Annotated in this window: 15 protein-coding genes; 8 read left to right on the top strand and 7 right to left on the bottom strand. The window is 73.9% G+C overall.

All coding sequences use genetic code 11. The features are described from left to right. Positions 1 to 81 precede the first annotated feature (81 nt). The 6 genes from egtC to OG689_RS09210 all read right to left on the bottom strand — a co-directional run bounded on the left by egtC (position 82) and on the right by OG689_RS09210 (position 6,734). A complete protein-coding gene (gene egtC, locus OG689_RS09235) occupies positions 82 to 819 on the bottom strand; it encodes an ergothioneine biosynthesis protein EgtC (RefSeq protein WP_266319268.1) in 738 nt (245 codons plus the stop codon). 160 nt (positions 820 to 979) lie between these two features. Continuing rightward, entirely contained in the window at positions 980 to 2,275 is a 1,296-nt protein-coding gene (gene egtB / locus OG689_RS09230; protein WP_266326983.1) for an ergothioneine biosynthesis protein EgtB, read from the bottom strand. A gap of 92 nt (positions 2,276 to 2,367) precedes the next feature. Continuing rightward, complete coding sequence (gene egtA / locus OG689_RS09225) at positions 2,368 to 3,633, bottom strand: ergothioneine biosynthesis glutamate--cysteine ligase EgtA (protein ID WP_266319266.1); 1,266 nt, start codon at positions 3,631 to 3,633, stop codon at positions 2,368 to 2,370. Between the two features lie 300 nt (positions 3,634 to 3,933). Beyond that, complete coding sequence (locus tag OG689_RS09220; protein ID WP_266319264.1) at positions 3,934 to 5,151, bottom strand: aminotransferase class I/II-fold pyridoxal phosphate-dependent enzyme; 1,218 nt, start codon at positions 5,149 to 5,151, stop codon at positions 3,934 to 3,936. 636 nt (positions 5,152 to 5,787) lie between these two features. Beyond that, positions 5,788 to 6,183 (bottom strand): GNAT family N-acetyltransferase, encoded by a 396-nt coding sequence (locus OG689_RS09215; RefSeq protein ID WP_266319262.1) that lies wholly within the window; start codon positions 6,181 to 6,183, stop codon positions 5,788 to 5,790. A 95-nt stretch (positions 6,184 to 6,278) separates the two neighbouring features. Next, the gene (locus OG689_RS09210) at positions 6,279 to 6,734 is read right to left on the bottom strand and encodes an SRPBCC family protein (RefSeq protein WP_266319260.1); all 456 of its coding nucleotides are present in this window, start codon (positions 6,732 to 6,734) and stop codon (positions 6,279 to 6,281) included. 694 nt (positions 6,735 to 7,428) lie between these two features. Here OG689_RS09210 and OG689_RS09205 point away from each other — a divergent pair. After that, the gene (locus tag OG689_RS09205; RefSeq protein WP_266326981.1) at positions 7,429 to 9,606 is read left to right on the top strand and encodes a glycoside hydrolase family 6 protein; all 2,178 of its coding nucleotides are present in this window, start codon (positions 7,429 to 7,431) and stop codon (positions 9,604 to 9,606) included. A 153-nt stretch (positions 9,607 to 9,759) separates the two neighbouring features. On the opposite strand, the gene OG689_RS09200 is transcribed toward OG689_RS09205, so the two are convergent. Further along, complete coding sequence (locus OG689_RS09200; RefSeq protein WP_266319259.1) at positions 9,760 to 11,619, bottom strand: glycoside hydrolase family 15 protein; 1,860 nt, start codon at positions 11,617 to 11,619, stop codon at positions 9,760 to 9,762. Between the two features lie 140 nt (positions 11,620 to 11,759). Between OG689_RS09200 and OG689_RS09195 the strand changes: the two genes are divergently transcribed. From OG689_RS09195 to OG689_RS09165, 7 genes are all read left to right on the top strand, one after another. Beyond that, positions 11,760 to 12,566, top strand: coding sequence for an SAM-dependent methyltransferase (locus OG689_RS09195; protein ID WP_266319257.1), 807 nt, complete (start codon positions 11,760 to 11,762; stop codon positions 12,564 to 12,566). Further along, entirely contained in the window at positions 12,563 to 14,665 is a 2,103-nt protein-coding gene (locus OG689_RS09190) for an EAL domain-containing protein (protein ID WP_266319255.1), read from the top strand. The genes OG689_RS09195 and OG689_RS09190 overlap by 4 nt, the downstream gene beginning before the upstream one ends. A gap of 608 nt (positions 14,666 to 15,273) precedes the next feature. Next, a complete protein-coding gene (locus OG689_RS09185) occupies positions 15,274 to 16,143 on the top strand; it encodes a glycosyltransferase family 2 protein (RefSeq protein WP_266319253.1) in 870 nt (289 codons plus the stop codon). Then, entirely contained in the window at positions 16,143 to 17,555 is a 1,413-nt protein-coding gene (locus OG689_RS09180; protein WP_266319251.1) for a glycosyltransferase, read from the top strand. The genes OG689_RS09185 and OG689_RS09180 overlap by 1 nt, the downstream gene beginning before the upstream one ends. Beyond that, entirely contained in the window at positions 17,555 to 18,925 is a 1,371-nt protein-coding gene (locus OG689_RS09175; protein ID WP_266319249.1) for a glycosyltransferase family 2 protein, read from the top strand. Before OG689_RS09180 ends, OG689_RS09175 begins: the two co-directional genes overlap by 1 nt. Further along, the gene (locus tag OG689_RS09170) at positions 18,925 to 20,298 is read left to right on the top strand and encodes a hypothetical protein (protein ID WP_266319248.1); all 1,374 of its coding nucleotides are present in this window, start codon (positions 18,925 to 18,927) and stop codon (positions 20,296 to 20,298) included. Before OG689_RS09175 ends, OG689_RS09170 begins: the two co-directional genes overlap by 1 nt. Beyond that, on the top strand, positions 20,295 to 21,266 hold the full coding sequence (locus tag OG689_RS09165) for a glycosyltransferase family 2 protein (protein WP_266319246.1): 972 nt from the start codon (positions 20,295 to 20,297) through the stop codon (positions 21,264 to 21,266). Before OG689_RS09170 ends, OG689_RS09165 begins: the two co-directional genes overlap by 4 nt. Position 21,267: the final 1 nt, after the last annotated feature.

The following is a 21,267-nucleotide window of genomic DNA, read 5'->3' as shown; positions in this document are numbered from 1 at the left end:
GTCGGCGGGATGCCGGGGTGCGGGGCGGCCGGGACGCCCGGACGGGACCGGTGCGCCGGGATCCGCGCCCCGGGTGGGTGCTCAGAGCGGGCGTACGGTCACGCCCTCCGTGGTCGCCAGGACCAGGGAGCGGTCCGGGACGGGAGCCCAGTCGGGACCGTCGTCGGCGGGCTCCGAGGCGAGCAGCACGCTGTGGCCCGGGCGGCTGCGCCGGAACAGCGTGTCGCCGTAGGTGGTGGCGGCGATGGTGGCGCCGTCCGTCAGCAGCAGGTTCAGCCGGGCGTCCGTGCAGGCGGCGATGTCCTGGACGGTCGCGGCCAGCGCCTCGCCGGGGCCCGCGCCGGCTCTCAGCCGGTGCAGCACCAGCGCCCAGACCAGGGCGGAGTCGCTGCGGGCCTCCAAGGAGAGCAGTTCGGCCGGCGGCAGCAGGGCGGCGACCGCGTCGAGCTTGTCCGGCCAGCCCTGGACGACGCCGTTGTGGCTGAACAGCCAGCCGTCGGCGCCGAAGGGCGCGGCCGCGGCCTCGCCGGCCGCGCAGCCCTCGGTCGCGGAGCGGACGGCCGCCAGCACCGCGCGGCTGCGCACCACCCGGGTGAGGTCGGCGAACGACGGATCGGCCCAGATCGGCCCGTCCCGGCGGTAGCGGGCCGGCACCGGGTCGCCGTCCGCGTACCAGCCGACCCCGAAGCCATCGACGTTCATCGTGCCGTACCGCTGCATCCTGGGCGCCCAGGACTGCCGGTGGAGCCCGAACGGCGGCTCGCTGATGAGTTCGCGCAGGGCCACGGGCGCGCCGAGGTAGGCGAGATGGCGGCACATCAGCGCACCTCCGGGTGACGGGCCGGCGGGCCCGCCCGGTCCGGCGTGCGGTTCGGCGTGTGGTCCGGCGTGCGGTCCGGACCGTGGTGCCCGGCCTGCCGAACGGCCCGCTGCGGGGCCCGTCGGGTCGCTCGCCGGCGTGCTCCGGCTCGCGCGGGCATCAGCGGTGCTCCGGGTCGCGGGCGGTGCGGAACCCGGCGAAGATCTGCCGCCGGATCGGGTAGTCCCAGTTCCGGAACGTCCCCCGGCAGGCGACCGGGGCGACCGCGAAGCAGCCGCCGCGCAGCACCTTGTACTCCGGGCCGAAGAACACCTCCGAGTACTCCTTGTACGGCCAGGCCCGGAACCCCGGGTACGGCCGGAAGTCGCTCGCCGTCCACTCCCAGACGTCGCCCATCAACTGCCGTACACCGTACGGGGAGGCGCCGGCCGGGTAGCTGCCCACGGGCGCCGGGCGCAGGTGGCGCTGGCCGAGGTTGGCGTGCTCCGGCCCGGGGGCCTGGTCGCCCCAGGGGTAGCGGCGCGAGCGGCCGGCGACCGGGTCGTGCCGGGCGGCCTTCTCCCACTCGGCCTCGGTGGGCAGCCGCCGCCCGGCCCACCGGGCGTACGCGTCCGCCTCGTACCAACTGACGTGCAGTACCGGCTCGTCGCCGGGGACGGGTTCGAGGACGCTGAAGCGGCGGCGCAGCCACTGGCCGCCGTCCCGGCTCCAGAACAGCGGGGCGACCAGGCCGGCCCGGGTCCGGTGCTCCCAGCCCTCGGGCGTCCACCAGCGGGGCTCCTGGTAGCCGCCGTCGGCGATGAACCGCTGGTAGGCGGCGTTGGAGACGGGGGTGGTGTCCAGCAGGAAGTCGTCCAACTCGACGTCATGGGACGGGCGTTCGTTGTCCAGTGCCCAGGGCTCGGTGTCGGTGCCCATCCGGAACGGCCCACCGGGGACGAGTACTTCGGCGGGCAGGCCGGCGGCGTCGGCCGGGGCCGGCGGGGGCGCCGGTGCGGTCAGCGCCGCCGGGCCCTGCCTTAGCTGATGTGTGATCAGCATGGTTTCGTCGTGCTGCTGTTCGTGCTGGGCCACCATGCCGAAGGCGAAGCCGTCGGTCAGCAGCGGCGGGCCCTCCAGGGGGCTCGCGGCGAGCAGGTCCAGCACCCGCCCGCGTACCTCGTGCGCGTACGCCCGGGCCTCGTGCGGCGGGAGCAGCGGCAGGCTGGGCCGCTCGGCCCGGGGGTGCTCGAAGGCGTCGTAGAGCGGGTCGATCTCCGGGTGCATGGGGTCGCGGCCGCCGACGTTGCGCAGCAGCCAGAGCTCCTCCTGGTTGCCGATGTGCGCGAGGTCCCAGACCAGCGGTGACATCAACGGCGAGTGCTGGGCGGTGAGATCGGGCTCCTCGACGCAGTCGGTGAGGGCCGCGGTGCGGGCGCGGGCGGCGATCAGCTCGGTGGCGATCAGCTCGCGCAGGTCCTCGGTGCCGGGGGAGCCCGGGCTTGTGGGAGTGCTGCCGTCGGGTGTCGCGGTACCGAGCGTCCTGGTGCCGGGGTCAGTGTCGTGGTTCAGCACGGTGCGGCCTCCGGGGGTGAGAGTCGGGTGCCGGAGCGCAGGGCGTCCAGCTGGTCGTCCGCCGGGCAGCGGCCGCGGGCCGGGTAGCGGTCGGCGAACTCGGCCACGGCGCTGCGCAGTCGGGCGGCTCCTTCGAGCCTGCCCAGGGCTGCGTCGGCGGCTGCGAAGCAGGCCAGGGCGGCGCGGCGCAACTGCGGGTCGCCGACCGCCTGGGTGGCCGCGCGCTGCCAGACCGGGCTCCGCGGCGGGGGCGTGCCGTCGGCGGCGGCCAGGGGTTCGAGGGCGGCCAGGGCCGCGTCGGCGGCCACCGGGTCGTCGAACAGCGCGCCGGTCAGCGCGGCGGGCACCACCCAGCCGTCGCCGGGCTGCGCGTCGATCATCCGCAGTTCCAGGTGACCGCGGGGCCGGACCGGCGGGAAGAGCGTGGTGCGGTGGTAGTCGAGGTCGGCCCAGGTCGGCGGCCGGTCGCCGGCGCCGCGCAGCCAGTCCCGGAAGGTCAGGCCGGCGGGCGCGGTCCAGGGCTGTCCGTCCGGCCGTCGGATGCAGAGCACCTCGGCGTCCAGCACGTACGAGGCCCAGGCGGCCCGCGGGTCCCCGCCGTCCGTTCCGGGGGCGAGGGTGCGGCTCGGGTCCATCCGGGACCACACGGTCTGCCGGGTGGACCGGTGACCGGTCGGCTTGCCGTCCAGCAGAGGGGAGTTGGCGAAGGCCGCGACCAGGACCGGTCCGAGCAGGTGCGCCAGCCGCCAGCGGTCGCGCAGTGCGTGCGGGCCCAGTTCGGAGCCGGCGTCCACGCAGACCTGGACGGAGGCGGTGCCGGTCATCATGATCCGGCCCCACGGGCCGCCCCGGTCGAAGAATCGTTCCATCGCCAGATAGCGGGGATGTTCCAGGACCATCCGGCGGTCGCGGTCCAGGGGGTCGGTGCCGGTGCCGGTGAGCCGCAGGCCCTGCGCGGCGAAGGCGGACCGCAGGACGGCGAGGTCTCGCCGGGTCTCCTCGACACAGGAGCCGAGGCTGTCGGCGGGCGGGGAGCTGAGCTCGACCTGCCCGCCTGGTTCCAGGGTGATCAGCGACCCTGAGGGAAGTACCTGGCCGGGTTGTGCCTGGCCGTCGGGGTGCGGCGGCAGCGAATCCAGGGCGGCGGCCACGCGTTCAGATGTGACAGTCGCCTCGGGACATCGGTCGTCATGGACGAACCACTCCACCTCCACCCCGACCAGCCGAGGCGGACCGATCTTGAAACAGACACCGGCCATATGACTCTCGGCCGTCGACTCCGTCAGCGGGGACACCGCCTGCGGGGCCTGTGTGCTCGGTCGGGACCGGGAGCCCGCTCGGGACTGCGGAGCGGACCCGGCGCCCGGCGCCGACGACTGCTGCGCGGCCTGCGGCAACTGCTCGGCGTCCGGTTGGACCGATGGGCGGTTCGGGCGAACAGGTATCACCGGACTCACCATCCTCGGGGTTCACGATTGCGGCCCGGTCTTCCTGCCCAGTCTGCTACGGGGCATGCGGATCCGCCGTGCAAAGTTCCGATGAACGGGTGTCCATGCAGGTCAGAGGGCACGTAGTCGGGCCTCCACGGTCGCCAGCAAGGGGGTGGGGAGGGCGTAGTTGAGGCGCAACTGCCCAATCCCGGCCTCGCCGAAACCTGTGCCCTCGGAGAGCTCCAGCCCGCACCGCTCCAGCAACGCGACCCGCGCGCCCTCGGCGGGCAGTCCGAGCTTCCCGGCGTCCAGCCAGAGCAGGTAGGAGGACTGCGGGCGGGAGACCACCGCGCTGCCGAGCACCCCGGTGAGCCGCTCCCGGGCCCCGACCAGATGGCGCAGCAGCGCGTCCAGCCACGGACCGCCGTGCTGCAGGGCGGCCTGCTGGACGGTCTGCTCCAGCAGGCCGCCCTCCCAGAGCCCGAAACCGGCCATCAGCCCGGTCAGCCTGCTGCGCAGGGCCGGATCCGGGACGAGCGCGAAGCAACTGGGGATCCCGGAGGTGTTGAAGGTCTTGCCGACCGAGTTGAGGGTCACCGTGTGCCGCGCCAGGTCACCCGCCGCGACCACCGCCACCGGGTGCCGAAGGCCGTGGTCCGGGTGAAGCAGGTCGCCGTGCACCTCGTCGGAGAGCAGCACCCCGCCCGACCCGGCCGCCCGGCCCGCGCCGCCTCCCCCGGGGCCGGTCGTCCCGCCGTCGGCGGCGGCCTCGGCCAGGGCGCGGATCTCGGAGGGGGTCCAGACCCGGCCGGACGGGTTGTGCGGGTTGCTCAGGACGATCGCCCCCGGCCGCCGGCGGGCGAACTCCTCGGTCGGCAGCCGGTAGCCGTCGCCCTCGAGGGACAGCGCGATCTCCTGGTACGGCAGGCCGGCCGCCCCGCAGATCTCGGCGAATCCGGCCCACTCGGGGGTGGGGATCAGCACCGGCCCGGTCGGCGCGATCGCCTCCAGCAGCAGCCGCAGCGCGGTGCGGGGACTGAACGGCAGCAGCAGCACCCAGTCCGGGTCGACCGCCACGTCGTGCCGGTCCCGGTACCACTGCGAGACGAGTTCGCGTCCGCCCGGGTCGCAGAGCGTGTAGCCGTACGCGCGGTGGGCCGCCCGGGCGGCCAGCGCCTCGGCGACGGCCGGTGGCCCGGGAAGGTCCATGTCGGCCAGGCCCAGGGCGATCACCCCGTCCTGGGCCGCCCCGGCCCGGGCCCACTTGATGCTGCCGGTGCCGGTGCGGTCGAAGGGCCGGTCGAACTCCGCCCCGGGGTACGGGTCTGCGGCGGGGCGCGGTTCCAACTCGGACCTCCAGGGCTGGGCGGGTACGGGCGGCTCGCTGTCACGCTAACGCGGGTGGGGGAGGGGCGGGGGTGACTTGCGGGGCGCGGGGCGCGGGGCGCGGGGCGCGGGGCGGGTGTCGGGTGTCGGTGGGTGTCGTCCGTCAGCGGTCAGCTGTTTGTCGTCAGCTGAAATCTGAAATCTGAAATCTGTCAGCCGTCATCTGCTCTTCGTCATTCGTCATCTGCCATTCGCTATCTGTCATCCCACCGCCGCTTGCCGTCGTCCGCAGCTCTGGCCTGGCGGTCCGCCGGCGGGCGAGTGGGCCGGGCCCGGAGCGGGCATGCCCTGGTCCGGGTGTGCGGCCGGCCGGCCGGCCGGGGCGGGCCCGGGGGCGGCGGTGCGGCGGTGCTCGACGTGGTCGAGGTGGTGCTTCTCGGGGGTATCGCCCTGGTGGCAGTCGCCGGTACGGTCCTGTTCCTGGCGCTGATCGTGGACACGATCCGGAAGAAGTGCGTGCTGGCCAAGGGAGTTCGGGCCACCGCGCGATGCTTCGGCGTCCACCGGCCCGAAAGTCCGCCCGGCACTCGCCCTCACTCGACCGTCCTCACCGAAGCCGTCGGCCCGCACCGCTCCTCGGCCTCGTCCGGACGCGGCTCAGAGCCGCATCAGACCGGCCGCCGTCGGGCGGAACCCGCAACGGGCGTAGAAGGATTCGAGGTGGGGCTCGTAGTCGACGTGCAGCCAGTGCGCGCCGAGTGCCCGGGCCTCGGCCGCCGCGGCGCGCACCAGTCGCGAGCCGAGTCCGGCGCGCTGCTCGTCGGGGTGGACCGTGGTGTCCAGCACGAAGGCGTGCGCCCCGCCGTCGCCGACCACGTTGACGTACCCGACCAGCCGTCCGGCCCGGTGCAGGGTGACCCAGGTCAGGCTGCGTGCCAGCAGGGGTTCGAAGGAGGTGGTTCGGTGCTCTGTCCAGGCCGCCGTGAACAGCTCATTGAGGGCCTCGTCCGTCAGGCCGGGCCGGATGGTGAGAGCAAGATCGTCGATGGTCATGCGACCAGGCTTTCATCCGCTCGCGACCGTTGTCCGCGCGGCCTGCGGGATGCGTGGGCGTCAGGGGTCAGGGGGCAGGCGTCAGGCGTCAGGGGTCAGTACCCGGCCACGGCTGCCAGGTGCGCGCGCAGACCGCGTTCGCCGCCGCGCATCATGGCCGCGTGGTTGGCCAGAAAGACCGGCCGGGCGGGGACGGCCAGCAGGCGCAGCAGGGGTTTGCCCAGCCGGGCCTCCTCCTCGAACAGCACCCGGGTGCCGACGGGTTGAGCGGTGACCGTCCAGCGTGACCAGCCGACCAGGTCGCCCGTCATCCGGGCCTCCAGGACGCCGGCGGTCTCGTCCTGCCGGGCGGCGTGGACGGTGAAGACCAGCCGGTAGGGGAGCAGTGACCGGACGACGAGTTCGCCGGCGTCGTCGGCCGTCGGCCGGACCGTACGGACCTGGGGCCACCAGCGGGGGTACCCGGCGACATCCGTCAGCACGGTCAGCACGGGGCCGGGTGAGGAGTCGAACTGCCAAGCACTGCTGAGGCGGTAGGTGCTGAGATCCATCCGTGACCCCCTGAGTCGTGACGCCGTCCGTCCGGGCGCGCCGCGCGCCTGGAGGGTTGCCGGCTCGGTCCGGGCAGCCCGTACCGGGAGCCTTCCGGCCGTGTGCACGCCCGAGGGCCTGCCTTCGCGGGCGACCTGCCCCCGGCCCGGCCGCCCGGCCGAACCCTCCCGCCCGGGCTACCCGTTCGGGACGCCCGGCAACCCGGCCCAGGCGCCGGAGCCGTCCGGGGGAGGGCCCCTCCGAGACCCTCTCCGCAACAACCTCCGGGTCCACTTCCGGGCCGATTGCCGGGCCGACTTCGGGCCCGAGCCGGGCCCGATCCCGGGCTTGTGCCCCACCCGTCGCCGCCCCGCTCCGGCCTCGTTCCCACCCCCCTCCCGGGCGGCTTCCGCGCTGCTCGTGGGCCCAATGCTCCGGGAGCGCTCCCACGATTGACACGTCAACGCGAGCCGGTGTGGGCGGGGTTGTCGAATCGTCGAAATCAGTCCTAGACCTTGACGGAGCAGTTGCCCCATGGCTTTATATGCCGTGAGGAACGGGATGCCCTCCGACTTCGCCCCCCGATTGTGGGAGCGCTCCCACTCATTTCCCCCTGGATCCCCCCCACCCGAAAGGATCCAAGAAGTGTCAGCACAGCTCCTCCGCCGGCTCAGAACTGCCGCCGCCGCCGTCGCGCTCAGCGCCACCGCGGTCATGCCGATCGCCTTCGCGAACCAGGCCCAGGCCGCCACCAAGGTGGACAACCCGTACGTGGGTGCCGGGGTTTACGTGAACCCGGAGTGGTCCGCCCTCGCCGCCGCCGAGCCCGGTGGCACCGCGGTCTCCAACCAGCCGACCGCGGTCTGGCTGGACCGGATCGCCGCCATCAACGGCTCCAGCACGTCCATGGGCCTGCGCGCCCACCTGAACGCCGCCGTGGCGCAGGCCGCCGGCAAGCCGTACGTCGTGCAGCTCGTGGTCTACGACCTGCCCGGCCGTGACTGTGCGGCCCTTGCGTCCAACGGTGAGCTCGGCCCGACCGACCTGCCGCGTTACAAGAGCGAGTTCATCGACCCGATCGCCGCGATCCTGGCCGACCCGGCCTACGCGAACCTGCGCATCGTGACGACCATCGAGATCGACTCGCTGCCGAACCTCATCACCAACGCCGGTGGCACCGCCACGGCGACCGCCAACTGCGACGTGATGAAGGCCAACGGCAACTACGTCAACGGCGTCGGCTACGCACTGAACAAGCTCGGTGCCATCTCGAACGTCTACAACTACATCGACGCCGGTCACCACGGCTGGCTGGGCTGGGACTCCAACCTCCAGCCGACGATCGACCTGCTGAAGACGGCCGCCACCTCCTCCGGCAGCACCGTCGCCAACGTGCACGGCTTCATCGTCAACACCGCCAACTACTCGGCGCTGAAGGAGCCCAACTTCACGATCGACGACGTGGTCGGCGGCCAGCCGATCCGCGCCACCTCGAAGTGGGTCGACTGGAACCGCTACGTCGACGAGCAGTCCTACGCCGTCGCGTTCCGCCAGAAGGCCGCCGCGTCCGGCTTCGACAGCAACATCGGCATGCTGATCGACACCTCGCGCAACGGCTGGGGCGGCGCCAACCGTCCGACCGGCCCCGGCCCGACGACCAGCGGTGACGCCTACGTCAACGGTGGCCGCATCGACCGCCGCTTCCAGGCCGGCAACTGGTGCAACCAGTCCGGTGCCGGTCTCGGCGAGCGTCCGACGGCGGCCCCGGCCGCCGGCATCGACGCCTACGTCTGGGTGAAGCCTCCGGGCGAGTCCGACGGCGCCAGCAAGGAGATCGCGAACGACCAGGGCAAGGGCTTCGACCGGATGTGCGACCCGACCTACACGGGCAACGCGCGCAACGGCAACCAGATGTCCGGCGCCCTGCCGGACGCGCCGCTGGCCGGTGCCTGGTTCTCCGCCCAGTTCCGCGAGCTGCTGAAGAACGCGTACCCGCCGGTCACCGGCGGCACCAGCGACACCGTCGCCCCGTCCGCGCCGTCCGCGCTGGTCTCGACCGGCACCACCTCGGCGAGCGTCTCGCTCTCCTGGGCGGCTTCGACCGACAACGTCGGCGTCACCGGCTACGACATCTACCGCGGCGCCACCAAGGTCGGCTCCTCCACCTCCACCACCTTCACCGACAGCGGCCTGACCGCCTCGACGGCGTACAGCTACACGGTGAAGGCGAAGGACGCGGCGGGCAACGTCTCGGCGGCCTCCAACAGCGTGACCGCCACCACCGCCGCGGGCACCGGTGACACCGTCGCCCCGACGGCGCCCTCGGCGCTGGTCTCCACCGGCACCACCTCGGCGAGCGTCTCGCTCTCCTGGGGCGCTTCGACCGACAACGTCGGCGTCACCGGCTACGACATCTACCGCGGCGCCACCAAGGTCGGCTCCTCCACCTCCACCACCTACACCGACAGCGGCCTGACCGCCTCGACGGCGTACAGCTACACGGTGAAGGCGAAGGACGCGGCGGGCAACGTCTCGGCGGCCTCCAACAGCGTCACGGTCACCACCGCCTCGACGGGTGGCACGGGCAACCTGGGCTGCACCGCGACCTACACGGTCAGCAGTGACTGGGGCGCCGGCTTCAACGCCGACGTGACGGTCAAGAACACCGGCACCACCGCCACCAGCCACTGGAAGGTCACCTGGAACTTCGGTGGCAACCAGCAGATCACCAACCTCTGGAACGGCAACAAGACCCAGACCGGTGCCGCTGTCAGCGTGACCGACGCGGGCTACAACGGGGCGCTCGCCGCCGGTGCCACCGCCGGCTTCGGCTTCGGCGCCAGCTACTCCGGCAGCAACCCGGTCCCGACGCTCACCTGCACCGCGAGCTGACGCACCACCCCGGCGGCCGACTCCCGGTGCACCACCGGTGAACGACCGTCCGACCTCCCGGCCGGCCCCGATCTCCCGGGGCCGGCCGGACCTCGTTCCGCCGAGGGGCGCCCCCGGCCCGTTTCCGCCGGGGGCGCCGCAGGGGTGAGGCGGTCAGTCCCCGGGGGCCGGCTCGGCCAGCGTGAAGGCCGTGTTCACCAGCGCGACATGGGTGAACGCCTGGGGCATGTTGCCCAGTTGGCGGCCCTCCACCGGGTCCCACTCCTCGGCGAGCAGACCGAGGTCGTTGGCCAGCGCCACCACCCGGGTGAACAACTCCCTCGCCTCGTCCCGGCGTCCGGTCGCCACCAGGGCGTCCGCCAGCCAGAACGAGCAGGCGAGGAAGGCGCCTTCGCCGCCGGGCAGCCCGTCCGCCCGCACCGGCCCGCCCGCCGTCACGGACCCGTCCGGCCCGTCCGCCCCGGCCCGCCCGGCCGCCTGCCCGCCGTGATGGCCGGACCGCAGCCCGTTGTACCGCCGGACGAAGCCGCCGTGGTCGAGCCCGGCCCGGACGGCGTCCACCGTGCGGACCACCCGCGGGTCGTCCGGCGGCAGGAACCCGCTCTTCACCACGAACAACGTGGCCGCGTCCAACTCCTGTCCGCCGTAGTGCTGGACGAAGGTGCCGCGGCGCCGGTCGTAGCCGTTGGCGCAGACGTCGGCGTGGACGGCGTCCCGCATCGCGCGCCAGCGCTCGACGGGAGCGGGCAGCCCGGTGGCCTCGGCCAGCCGTACCGCGCGGTCGGCGGCGACCCAGGCCATCACCTTGGAGTGGACGAAGTGGCGGCGGGTGCTGCGGAACTCCCAGAGGCCCTCGTCCGGCTCCTGCCAGTGCTGCTCCAGGTAGCCCATCAGGGCCCGCAGCAGGCCCCAGACGTGCCGTTCCATCGGGATGCCGGCCAGCAGCGCCAGATGGAGGGTGTCCACCACCTCTCCGTAGACGTCCAGTTGGAGCTGCGCGACGGCCGCGTTGCCGAACCGGACGGGCCGGGAGCCCTCGTAGCCGGGCAGCCAGCGGGCCTCCGTCTCGGTGACCACGCGCTCGCCGGCGACGCCGTACATGGTCTGCAAGTCGCGCGGGTCGCCGGCGATGGCCCGCAGCAGCCACTGGCGCCAGGCCGCGGCCTCCTCGCGGAACCCGCCGCGCAGCAGGGCGGAGAGCGTCATGCTGGAGTCGCGCAGCCAGCAGAACCGGTAGTCCCAGTTGCGGGTGCCGCCGATCAGCTCGGGCAGCGCGGCGGTGGGCGCGGCGACGATGCCGCCGGTCGGCGCGTAGGCGAGCGCCTTGAGGGTGATCAGGGAGCGCAGCACGGGGTCGCGCCATTCGCCCCGGTAGCGGAAGCTGCCGGCCCAGTCCTGCCAGCGTCCGAGGGTGGCGGCCAGCGCCTGGTCGGGGTCGGTGTTCGGGGTGCTCTGCAGGTGGGAGGGCTGCCAGGTGAGCAGGAAGGCGACCCGGCGCCCGGCGGTGACGGTGAAGTCGGAGACGGTGGTGCCGTCCGCGCCGTAGGTGTGCACCCCGGGGGGTACCCGTAACCAGGCGGAGTCGGGGCCCGCGACGGCCACCCGGTGGTGCCCGGTGCGGCGCACCCAGGGGTCGATGCGGCCGTAGTTGAAGCTCAGTCGCAGTTCGCCGCGCATCTCGACGCTGCCGGTGAGGCCCTCGACGATCCGCACCAGCCGGGGGACCTTGTCGCGGTGCGGCATGAAGTCGGTGACCCGGACGCTGCCGGTGGCGGTCTGCCACTCGGACTCCAGGACGAGGCTGTCGCCGCGGTACTTGCGCGAACCGCACGGCCCGGCGCCGGCGGGTGCGAGCCGCCAGCTGCCGTGGTGCTGTTCGCCGAGCAGCGCGGCGAAGCAGCTGGGGGAGTCGAACCGGGGCAGGCAGAGCCAGTCGACCGATCCGTCCCGTCCGATCAGGGCGGCGGTCTGCAGGTCGCCGATCAGGGCGTAGTCCTCAATCCGTCCACTCATCGGTGCTATTATCCGGCCCTCCGCCTGCCCCGGCAGGCCGGGAGCCTCCAGTTGCACCCGTTCGGCGTGCGGAGGATGATCTTCTGTGCCTGTTGTCTCCTCCGAGCCGGATATAGCCGGGAAACTAAAGGGGTACCGCCATGCGGCGACCGGACTGGGTACCGGCTGGAACAGACCTGGACAAGCCCAACGCGGCCAGGGTCTACGACTACTACCTGGGCGGCTCGCACAACTTCGAGGTCGACCGCGAGATGGCGCGCAAGGCGATGGCCCTCTGGCCGGACCTTCCGATGATCATGCGGTCGAACCGGGCCTTCCTGCGCCGCGCGGTCCAGTTCGTGGCCGAGGCCGGCATCTCCCGGTTCCTGGACATCGGCTCCGGCATCCCGACCTTCGGCGCGGTGCACGAGGTGGCCAGGGCGATCCGCCCCGGTGCCGAGGTGGTCTACGTGGACCGCGACCCGGTCGCGGTCGCGCACAGCAGGCTGCTGCTGGAGCACGACCCGCTCAGCCACGTCGTCCAGGCGGACCTGCGCGAGCCGGAGGACGTGCTGTCCCGGCCCGAGGTGCAGCAGCTGCTCGCCGCCGGTGAGCCGGTCGCGGTGCTGCTGGTCGCGGTGCTGCACTTCGTCACCGATGCGGAGGACCCGTGGCGTTCGGTGTCGGTGCTGCGGGACGCGCTCCCGCCGGGCAGTGCGCTGGTGCTCTCGCACGCCTCGCTGGAGGGCCGGCCGGACCAGGCGGAGGACCACCAGGCCCTGTACCGGATGACGCCGACTCCGCTGACGATGCGTACGCACGACCAGATCGTCTCGCTCTTCGAGGGCTTCGAACTGGTCGAGCCCGGGGTGGTGTACCTGCCGCAGTGGCACCCGGAGAACCCCGCGAGCGTCGGCGAGAACCCGGAGCGGATGACCGGCATGGCGGGTGTGGGGCTCCGGCCGTGAGCGCCGAGCCGGCGGAGGCGGAGGCGGCCCGGTTCCGCGAGGACTGGGCCGGGCTGCTGGCGTCCGGGCACGGCGCGGCCGTGCACCCCGGCATCCTGCACCGTCTGGTGGCCCGCACCGCCGGCCTGCTGCACCGGGCCCGGCGCGAGGACCCGTTCGAGGTGTCCTTCGCCGAGCAGGCGGGTGCCCTGCTGGTGGACGCCCACTTCACCGACCCGTCGGTGCTGGCCCGCGCGATCGCCCTGCTGCACCGCCAGCCGGACGGCAACGGGCGCGGCCCGGCGGTCTGCGGTGCGTTCGCGGCCGGCTGGGCGGCGGCGCTGCGCGAGCGCACCCTGCGTGAGCAGGAGGCGATCCGGACGGCCGCCGACAGTGCCCGCAAGGATGCCGAGAAGGCCCTGCGGGCCTCGGAGGCCCGGTTCCGCGCGCTGTTCGAGAGCGCGGCGATCGGCATCGGCATCGGTGACACCGAGGGCAACATCCTGGCGGTCAACAAGGCCCTCCAGGAGATCTTCGGCGCGAGTCCGGAGGACCTCCAGGGTCACAAGGTCAACGAGTTGGTCCACCCGGAGGACACCCCCGGGGTCTGGGAGGCGTACGCGGACCTGGTCAGCGGCAAGCGCGAGTACCTGCAGTTCGACAAGCCGTACTACCGCCGCGACGGCGAGGTGGTCTGGACCCAGCTGACCGTCTCGCTGATCCGCGACGACGACGGCGCCCCGCAGTACCAGGTGGCGATGCTGGAGGACATCACCGACCGCTACCGCCTGCAGGAGCGGCTGCGTCACCAGGCGACCCACGACTCGCTCACCGGCCTGCCGAACCGGGCGGCCTTCTTCGAGCGGCTGGAGAAGATCTTCGAGGAGCCGGAGCCGGGGGCCAGGTTCGGCCTCTGCTACGTCGACCTGGACGGCTTCAAGGTGGTCAACGACAGCCTCGGCCACGAGACCGGGGACCAGCTGCTGACCGCCGTGGCGGACCGGCTGAAGGCCGCGCTGACCCCGCTCGGGCACCTGGTGGCCCGGCTCGGTGGCGACGAGTTCGTGGTGCTGCTGGAGAACTGCCGGGGCGAGCAGGAGGCCGTCGCCGCTGCCAAGACGGTGCTCAACGCGCTGGACGGCCCGGTGCACATCGGCGACCACCGGCTGGCGGTCGGTGCCAGCGTCGGCGTGCTGGAGCGCCGGGTCGCCACCACCACCCCGGGCGCGGCCGTCCGGGCCGCCGACCTCACGCTCTACCGCGCCAAGGAGGCCGGGCGCGGGCGCTGGACGCTCTTCGACCCGAAGGAGACCGCGCGGGCGGTGAGCCGCTACGCGGTGTCGGTGCGGATGCCGGCCGCGCTGGACCGGGGCGAGTTCTTCATCGACTACCAGCCGCTGCACGCGCTGGCCGACGGCTCGCTGGCCGCGGTCGAGGCGCTGGTGCGCTGGCGGCACCCGCAGTTGGGCGTGCTGGGACCGGACGAGTTCGTGGCGACGGCCGAGGAGACCGGCCTGATCATGCCGCTGGGCCGCTGGGTGCTGGAGCAGGCGTGCGGTCAGGCGGCCGACTGGGAGAGGCGGTTCGGTGCCGCGGCGCCGCAGATGAACGTCAACCTGGCGGTCCGTCAGGCCCGCAACGCCGGCCTGGTGGGCGATGTCGGACGGATCCTGCAGTCCACCGGCCTGGACCCGGGCCGGCTGCAGCTGGAGATCACCGAGAGCACCGTGGTGGGCCCCGAGGACGAGGCGCTGAAGACCCTGCACAAGCTGGTCGACATGGGCGTCTCGCTGGCCATCGACGACTTCGGCACCGGCTGGTCCAACCTCGCGTACCTGCGGGACCTGCCGGTCTCCGGGCTGAAGATCGCCGGCTCCTTCGTGGGGGACCTGCACGACCCGCGCAAGGACGAGCCGACCGGGTGGCGGATCGTCAGCGGCCTGGTGTCCCTGGCGCACACCCTCGGTCTGACGGTGACGGCGGAGGGCGTGGAGACCCGCGGCGACGCCGACCGGCTGCGCTCGATCGGGTGCGACTGGGCGCAGGGCTGGCACTTCGGCCGGCCGGTGCGCCCGGCGGAGATCGCCCGCCGGATCGCCGAGGGCGGCCCGCCCAGGTAGCCCGGCGACGGCCCGCCCGCCCGGGTGCGGCGGGCTCCGGGGCCTGGGCGCCGGGGTCGTGGCCGGGCCCCACCGGTACCCGGGGTCCCGGTGCGGGCCGGCACGGGCGCGGGCTCCTGGGGCCTCGCCGGACGCCCGTCAAGAAAATACGGACAAATCGGTTCAAATCCCTTGACTTGCCCTCGGGTTCATGGGCACGATGAAGCCCTGGCACCGCACCCCGTGCGGAGAGCACATTGGCCAGTTCTGGTAAGTCCGGCGCCTCGGCGCCCACGCAGTACCGGCGCTCCGGCGCCCCAGCGGACCGGCACTCCGCAACTCGCGCCCAGCACACGTCACGCGGACACAGCTCCGGCGCACGTCAGGCCGGAAGAGACCGCGTCACCGGCAGTAGCCGGCGCGCAGTACGTCACGAGCCGCGCAGTACTTCACGAGCGGAACGGCCGCGTTCGGCGGCCCGCCCGTCGTGATCCGCGCACCGCCCTCCCGTCCGGGGGATTTCCACCCGGGCCGCGCCCTGCCGACAGCCACAGCGGGCGCCCGCTCCGTCACGACCGGTACGCCAAGGACACCGGCGTAACCCGTCGCCTCCCGAGAGGCAGCCTTCGATGAGTACCACCCTGCCCCCTGACGCCCCTCCCCACCCGGCCGACGACGGCCGGCCGAGCCGGCGGGCGAGCGACCGTGTGAGCAGCCGCCGCCCCCTGCGCAGGTCGACCGACCCGGTCAGCAGCCGGCGGCCGATGCGCCGTTCCGGCGACACCGTCGCCACCACCCACACCGTGAGCCTGGTCATCCCGGCCCGGGACGAGGCCCGCAACATCCCCTGGGTGTTCGAGCAGATCCCCCGCTGCGTCGACGAGGTCCTGCTGGTCGACGGCGCGTCCGTCGACGCGACGATCACGGTGGCGAGACGCTGCCTGCCGACCGTCCGCAGCGTCAAGCAGAGCGCCCCCGGCAAGGGCAACGCCCTGCGCTCCGGCTTCGCGGCCGCCACCGGCGAGTACATCGTCATGATGGACGCCGACGGCTCCATGTGGCCCGGCGAGATCCCTCACTACCTGCACTTCCTCGACAACGGCTACGACTTCGTCAAGGGCTCGCGCTGCATCGCCGGCGGCGGCTCGCTGGACCTCACCAGGATCCGCTCGCTCGGCAACCGGGCCCTGCTCGCGGTCGTCAACCGGCTGTACGACAGCAAGCTGACCGACCTGTGCTACGGATACTGCGCCTTCCGCCGCGAGTTCCTGGACGAACTGAACCTGCGCTCCTCGGGCTTCGAGATCGAGGCCGAGATGATCGCGCACGCTCTGCGCTCCGGCCTGCGCATCGCCGAGGTGCCGAGCCTCGAACTTCCCCGCCGCAGTGGTCGCTCACACCTGCACGCCGTCTCCGACGGCCGAAGGGTACTGCGGACCCTGCTCGCCGAGCGCCCCGGCGCCCGGTCCGCGGCGCCCCTTGCCGTGGGGGAGGGATGATGAATGGCTCCGACCGGCGCACCGCAGCGGCCTGCCCCTGCCCAGTCGCCCGCGACTCGCTCTACACCCCCGTTCGGATCGTCGAACTGGACCTGGACGAACCGAGTGGGCTGCGCCCGCCGGGGGGCTCCGGCGCCGTCGACCCGGAAGGCCGCGTGTTGGCGTTGGTGCGGCTGCACGGACACCCGCTCGGCATGGTGAAAGCCACCGGCGCGCACGGCGACCTCGCCGGGCTGCGCCGGGCGCTGGTCGATGCCGCCCATCGCGAGCTGCGGGTACCCGCCCGGTCCGACCGGACACCGGCCGCGATGACCCCGGCACCGTTCACCGCACCCTCCGTGTCCCGGCCCCCGGCCGCGGCACCCCGACCGGCCGAGGCGGCCGGACAGACCACCGCGACACCCGCGGCGCGCCCGGGTCGGGCCGGCCGCGCCCGGGTGCCGGCGGACCCGCCCCTGATCAGCGTCATCGTCGCCACCCACAACCGGGAAGGCATGCTGCGGCAATGTCTCGACTCCCTGCTGCGGAACGGCTATCCGCACGTCGAGATCATCGTCGTGGACAACGCCCCTGCGAGCGACGCCGCCGAAACGCTGGTCCGCGGGCGGTACCCGGGCCTGGTCCGCTACCTGCGCGAGCCGGTGGCGGGCCTGGCCCGGGCCCACAACTGCGGCCTCGCCGCGGCCCACGGCGAACTGTGCGCCTTCACCGACGACGACACCCTCGCCGACCCGGCCTGGCTCACCTCGCTGGCCGCGGCCTTCGCCGCCGACCGCCGGATCGGGTGCGTCACCGGCCTGATCCTGCCGGCCGAGCTGGAGACCGAGGCGCAGGCCGCCCTGGAGAACCACGGCGGCTTCGGCAAGGGCTTCGCCGCCCGGACGTGGTCGCTCACCGACCGCCGCCACGAGGCGCTCTTCCCGTTCGCGGCCGGCCGGTTCGGCTCCGGCGCCAACATGGCCTTCCGGACCGCCGAACTGCGCGCCATCGGCGGGTTCGACCCCGCCACCGGCACCGGGACGCCCGCCCACGGCGGTGACGACCTGCTCGCCTTCTTCCGGATGCTGGTCGCCGGCCACACCCTCGCCTACGCGCCCGACGCGCTGATCTGGCACCGCCACCGGCGCACCATGGACGCCCTGCCCGCCCAGGCCTTCGGCTACGGCGCCGGCTTCGGCGCCTACCTGGCCGCCGCCCTCACCCATGAACCCGCCATGCTGCCGGCGCTGCTGCGCAGGATGCCGCAGGGCCTCGGCCTCGCGGCCGGCCGCGTCCGCAGCAGGCCCGCCACCGGAGGCAGGCCCTCCCTGCGCCTCGCCCGGCTGGAGATCCAGGGCCTGGTGTACGGGCCCGTCGGCTACCTGCGCAGCGTCTGGAAGCAGCGCGGCGCCCGAGCAGAGAGTTGTCCGTGATGTCTGACCGCAATGGCAGCCCGACCCCCGCGCTGGCCCGGATCGTCGAACTCGACCTGGACGAGCCGAGCGGGCTGCGTCCGCCCGGTGCCTGCGGCACCGTCGAGCCGGCCGGCCCGGTGCTGGCGCTGGTGCGCTCCAAGGGGCACCCGATCGGACTGGTCTCGGGGCACGGTGCGGCCGGCGACCCGGCCGGCCTGCGCCGGGCCCTGGTCGAGGCCGCCCTGCGCGATCTCCCCGACCCCGACCGCCCCGACCCCGACCGCCGCGTCCCCGACCGCCCCGACCCCGACCGCCGCGTCCCCGACCGCGCTGTCCCCGACCGCCGCGTTCCCGACCGCCGCGGCGGGCCCGCCTCCGCGGCGGTGCCCCCGGCGGCGCCCCCGGCGACGGACCGGCGACCGCTGGTCAGCGTGATCGTCTGTACCCGGAACCGGACCGAGATGCTCCGGCGGAGCCTGGACTCGGTGGTCCGGACGGCCTACCCCAGGGCCGAGATCATCGTGGTCGACAACGCGCCGACCGGCGACGCCACCGAGCAACTGGTCCGCTCCCGGTACGCGGACCGGATCCGCTACGTCCGCGAGCCGGTGCCCGGGCTGTCCTGGGCCCGCAACCGGGGGCTGGCCGAGGCCCGCGGCGAGATCTGCGCCTTCACCGACGACGACGCCATCGCCGACCCGCACTGGGTCGACGCCGTGGTGGAGACCTTCCGCCAGGACGCGGCCGTCGGCTGTGTGACCGGGCTGGTCCTGGCCGCCGAGCTGGAGACCGAGGCCCAGGTCCTGCTGGAGCAGTACGGCAGCTCCTCCCGCGGCTACGCCGCCCAGAGCTGGTCGCTGCGCGACGCGCCGGACGACCCGCTGGTCAGGTTCTCGGTCGGCCGTTTCGGCTGCGGCGCCAACATGGCCTTCCGCACCGACGTGCTCCGGGAGTTCGGCGGCTTCGACACGGCGACCGGCGCCGGCACCCCCGCCCGCGGCGGGGAGGACCTGCTGGCCTTCCTGCACGTGCTGAGCAGCGGCCGCACCGTGGTCTACCAGCCCGACGCGATCGTCTGGCACCGCCACCGGCGCACCATGGAGGCCCTCACCACCCAGGTCTTCAACTTCGGGGTGGGGTACGGGGCCTTCCTGGCCGCCGCGGTCGCCCGCGAGCCCGGCCTGGTGGTCGAGCTGGTGCGGCGGCTGCCCCGCGGGGTCTGGAAGTGGCAGGCCGCCCGGCGCCGCCACGTACAGTCCGCGCCGTCCGCCCGGACCGTCCAGCGGCGGCTCGGCCACCTGGAGTTCGGCGGCCTGCTCTGCGGCCCGTTCGCCTACCTGTTCAGCCTCTGGAGGCAGCACGGCCTGCAGCCGGGGGAGTGGCCGTGATGTCCGTCCTCACCGCCCGGCGCACCGCCGTGGCACGGCCGTGCTCCTGCCCGCAGCCACTGCCCTGCCAGTGCTCGTACGCCACCCTGCTCCGGGCCCGCGTCAAGGCCGTCCGGGTGACCGGCCGCGGGGAGCCCCTGCTGCGCAACGGCCACATCCTGGCGGCCAGTTCGCTGCTGGCGGCGGGCCTCGGCTCGATGTTCTGGATCCTCGCCACCCGCTCGTACAGTGCCGAGACGGTCGGCCGCAGCTTCGCCGCGCTCGCCGCCGCCTCCTTCCTCTCCACGCTGGGCAGCCTCAACCTCGGGGACGTCCTGGTGCGGTTCGTGCCGACCGCCGGCCGGCACACCCGCCGGCTGGTCCTGCGCTGCTACATCACCAGTGCCGTGTTCAGCGCGCTGGCGGCCGGCGCCTTCCTGCTGCTGATCCCGATGATCGCCCCGGGCCTGGGATACCTGCGCGAGCCGGTGATGGCCGCCGCCTTCATGGCGGCGACGGCCGGCTACGCGCTGTTCGTCCTGCAGGACGGCGCCCTCACCGGACTGCGCCGCACCGGCTGGGTCCTGGGCGAGAACGCCCTGTTCGCGGTGGCGAAGTCGGCACTGCTGGCCCTGTGCGCCGCGCTGGCCGTGGGCACCGGCATCCTGGTCTCCTGGTCCGTGGCGCTGGTGATCTCGATCCTGCTGACCAACCTGGTGCTGTTCGGGCGGGCGATGCCCGCGCGGCGGCGGTCCGAGGAGTCCGGGGGAGCGCCGCCCCAGCGGGTCGCGCGGTACGCCACCGCCGACTACGTCGGCAACCTGTGCAGCGTCGCGACCTACAGCATCGTGCCGCTGCTGGTCCTCAACCATCTCGGCGCCGGGCAGAGCGCGTACTACTCGCTCTCCTTCATCATCGCCGACACCCTGTACGTGGCCGCGTTCAGCATGGGCCACTCGCTGGTCGTCGAGGGGGCCGACGCCCCCGAGCGGCTGGTTGAGCTGGCCCGGCACATGCTGCGCCACTCCGGCCTGCTGCTGGCGGGCGCGGTCGCCGTGGTGGTGGCCGCCGCCCCGTGGATCCTCGGACTCTTCGGCCCGGACTACGCCTCGCACGGCACCACCGTGCTGCGCCTGATGGTGCTCGCCGCCGTGCCCAACGCGGTGCTGAGCGTGGCCATCCAGGTGGCCCGGGTACGCCGGTCGGTGACCTGGATGATCGGGCTGCGGCTGGCCTTCGCCGTCGTGGTGATCAGCCTGGCCGCGGGCCTGCTGCCGGTACTGGGCCTCACCGGGGTCGGCCTCGCCTGGCTGGCCGCCGAATGCGCCCTCGCCGTTCCCCTGCTGCTGACGCTGCGGCGCTGGCTGCCCCTCGCGACCCGGAGGCCGACGTGACCGCCTCAGCCGAACCCACCCTGTCCGTCGTCATCTGCGCCTACACCCTGGACCGCTGGGACGACCTGTGCGCCGCGGTCGCCTCCGTCCGCGCCCAGCACCCGCCGCCCGCCGAACTGCTGCTGGTGATCGACCACTGTCCCGCGCTGGAGCGCCGGGCGGCCGCACTGCCGGCCCGGGTGCTCGCCAACGCCGGCCCCAAGGGCCTCTCCGGGGCCCGCAACACCGGTATGGCGGCCGCCTCCGGCGAGGTGGTGGCCTTCCTGGACGACGACGCCGTCGCCGCCCCCGACTGGACGGTCCGGCTGCTGGCCGGCTACCGCGACCCGGCCGTGCTCGGGGTCGGTGGCCTGGTCGAGCCGTGGTGGGAGAGCGGCCGCCCCGGCTGGTTCCCGCCCGAGTTCGACTGGGTGGTCGGCTGCTCGTACCGCGGACTCCCCGAACATGCCTGCGCCGTCAGGAACTTCATCGGCGCCAACATGTCCTTCCGGCGCGCCGAGGCACTCGCCGCCGGAGGGTTCCGCACCGAACTCGGCCGGGTCGGCACCAGGCCGCTCGGCTGCGAGGAGACCGAGCTGTGCCTGCGGATCGCCGCCCGCAGCCCGGCCGCCCTGCTGCGCCACGAACCCGGCGCGGTGGTCCGCCACCACGTCCCGCCGGCCCGCACCAGCTGGGCGTACTTCCGGGCCCGCTGCTACGCCGAGGGCCGTTCCAAGGCCGTGGTGGCACGGCTGGCCGGCGCCCGCCCCGCGCTCTCCAGCGAACGCGGCTACCTGCTGCACACGCTGCCCGCCGCGATCGCCCGCGGTCTCGGCCGGGGCGAGCTGCGGAGCGTCGGGGCGTCCCTGGCGGGCGCCGGGACCACCGCCTTCGGGTACGCGCTCGGCCGGCTGGCCCGGCCGGTGCCGCCCCCGGGCCGGTCCGGCCGCACCGCCCGGCCCGCCACCGCCGGGTCACGGAGCCAGTGAG

Source organism: Kitasatospora sp. NBC_00240 (assembly GCF_026342405.1).
In the GTDB taxonomy this organism is placed as follows: domain Bacteria; phylum Actinomycetota; class Actinomycetes; order Streptomycetales; family Streptomycetaceae; genus Kitasatospora.
Note: the sequence above shows the minus strand (reverse complement) of the source record. Positions and strands in the feature narration are given on the sequence as shown.

What these genes read in the sequence shown, in the direction of transcription:
- egtC (WP_266319268.1), bottom strand. Translation starts at nt 819, where the DNA reads ATGTGCCGCCATCTCGCCTACCTCGGCGCGCCCGTGGCCCTGCGCGAA.
- egtA (WP_266319266.1), bottom strand. Translation starts at nt 3,633, where the DNA reads ATGGCCGGTGTCTGTTTCAAGATCGGTCCGCCTCGGCTGGTCGGGGTG.
- OG689_RS09215 (WP_266319262.1), bottom strand. Translation starts at nt 6,183, where the DNA reads ATGACCATCGACGATCTTGCTCTCACCATCCGGCCCGGCCTGACGGAC.
- OG689_RS09210 (WP_266319260.1), bottom strand. Translation starts at nt 6,734, where the DNA reads ATGGATCTCAGCACCTACCGCCTCAGCAGTGCTTGGCAGTTCGACTCC.
- OG689_RS09205 (WP_266326981.1), top strand. Translation starts at nt 7,429, where the DNA reads ATGCCGATCGCCTTCGCGAACCAGGCCCAGGCCGCCACCAAGGTGGAC.
- OG689_RS09200 (WP_266319259.1), bottom strand. Translation starts at nt 11,619, where the DNA reads ATGAGTGGACGGATTGAGGACTACGCCCTGATCGGCGACCTGCAGACC.
- OG689_RS09195 (WP_266319257.1), top strand. Translation starts at nt 11,760, where the DNA reads ATGCGGCGACCGGACTGGGTACCGGCTGGAACAGACCTGGACAAGCCC.
- OG689_RS09185 (WP_266319253.1), top strand. Translation starts at nt 15,274, where the DNA reads ATGAGTACCACCCTGCCCCCTGACGCCCCTCCCCACCCGGCCGACGAC.
- OG689_RS09180 (WP_266319251.1), top strand. Translation starts at nt 16,143, where the DNA reads ATGAATGGCTCCGACCGGCGCACCGCAGCGGCCTGCCCCTGCCCAGTC.
- OG689_RS09175 (WP_266319249.1), top strand. Translation starts at nt 17,555, where the DNA reads ATGTCTGACCGCAATGGCAGCCCGACCCCCGCGCTGGCCCGGATCGTC.
- OG689_RS09170 (WP_266319248.1), top strand. Translation starts at nt 18,925, where the DNA reads ATGTCCGTCCTCACCGCCCGGCGCACCGCCGTGGCACGGCCGTGCTCC.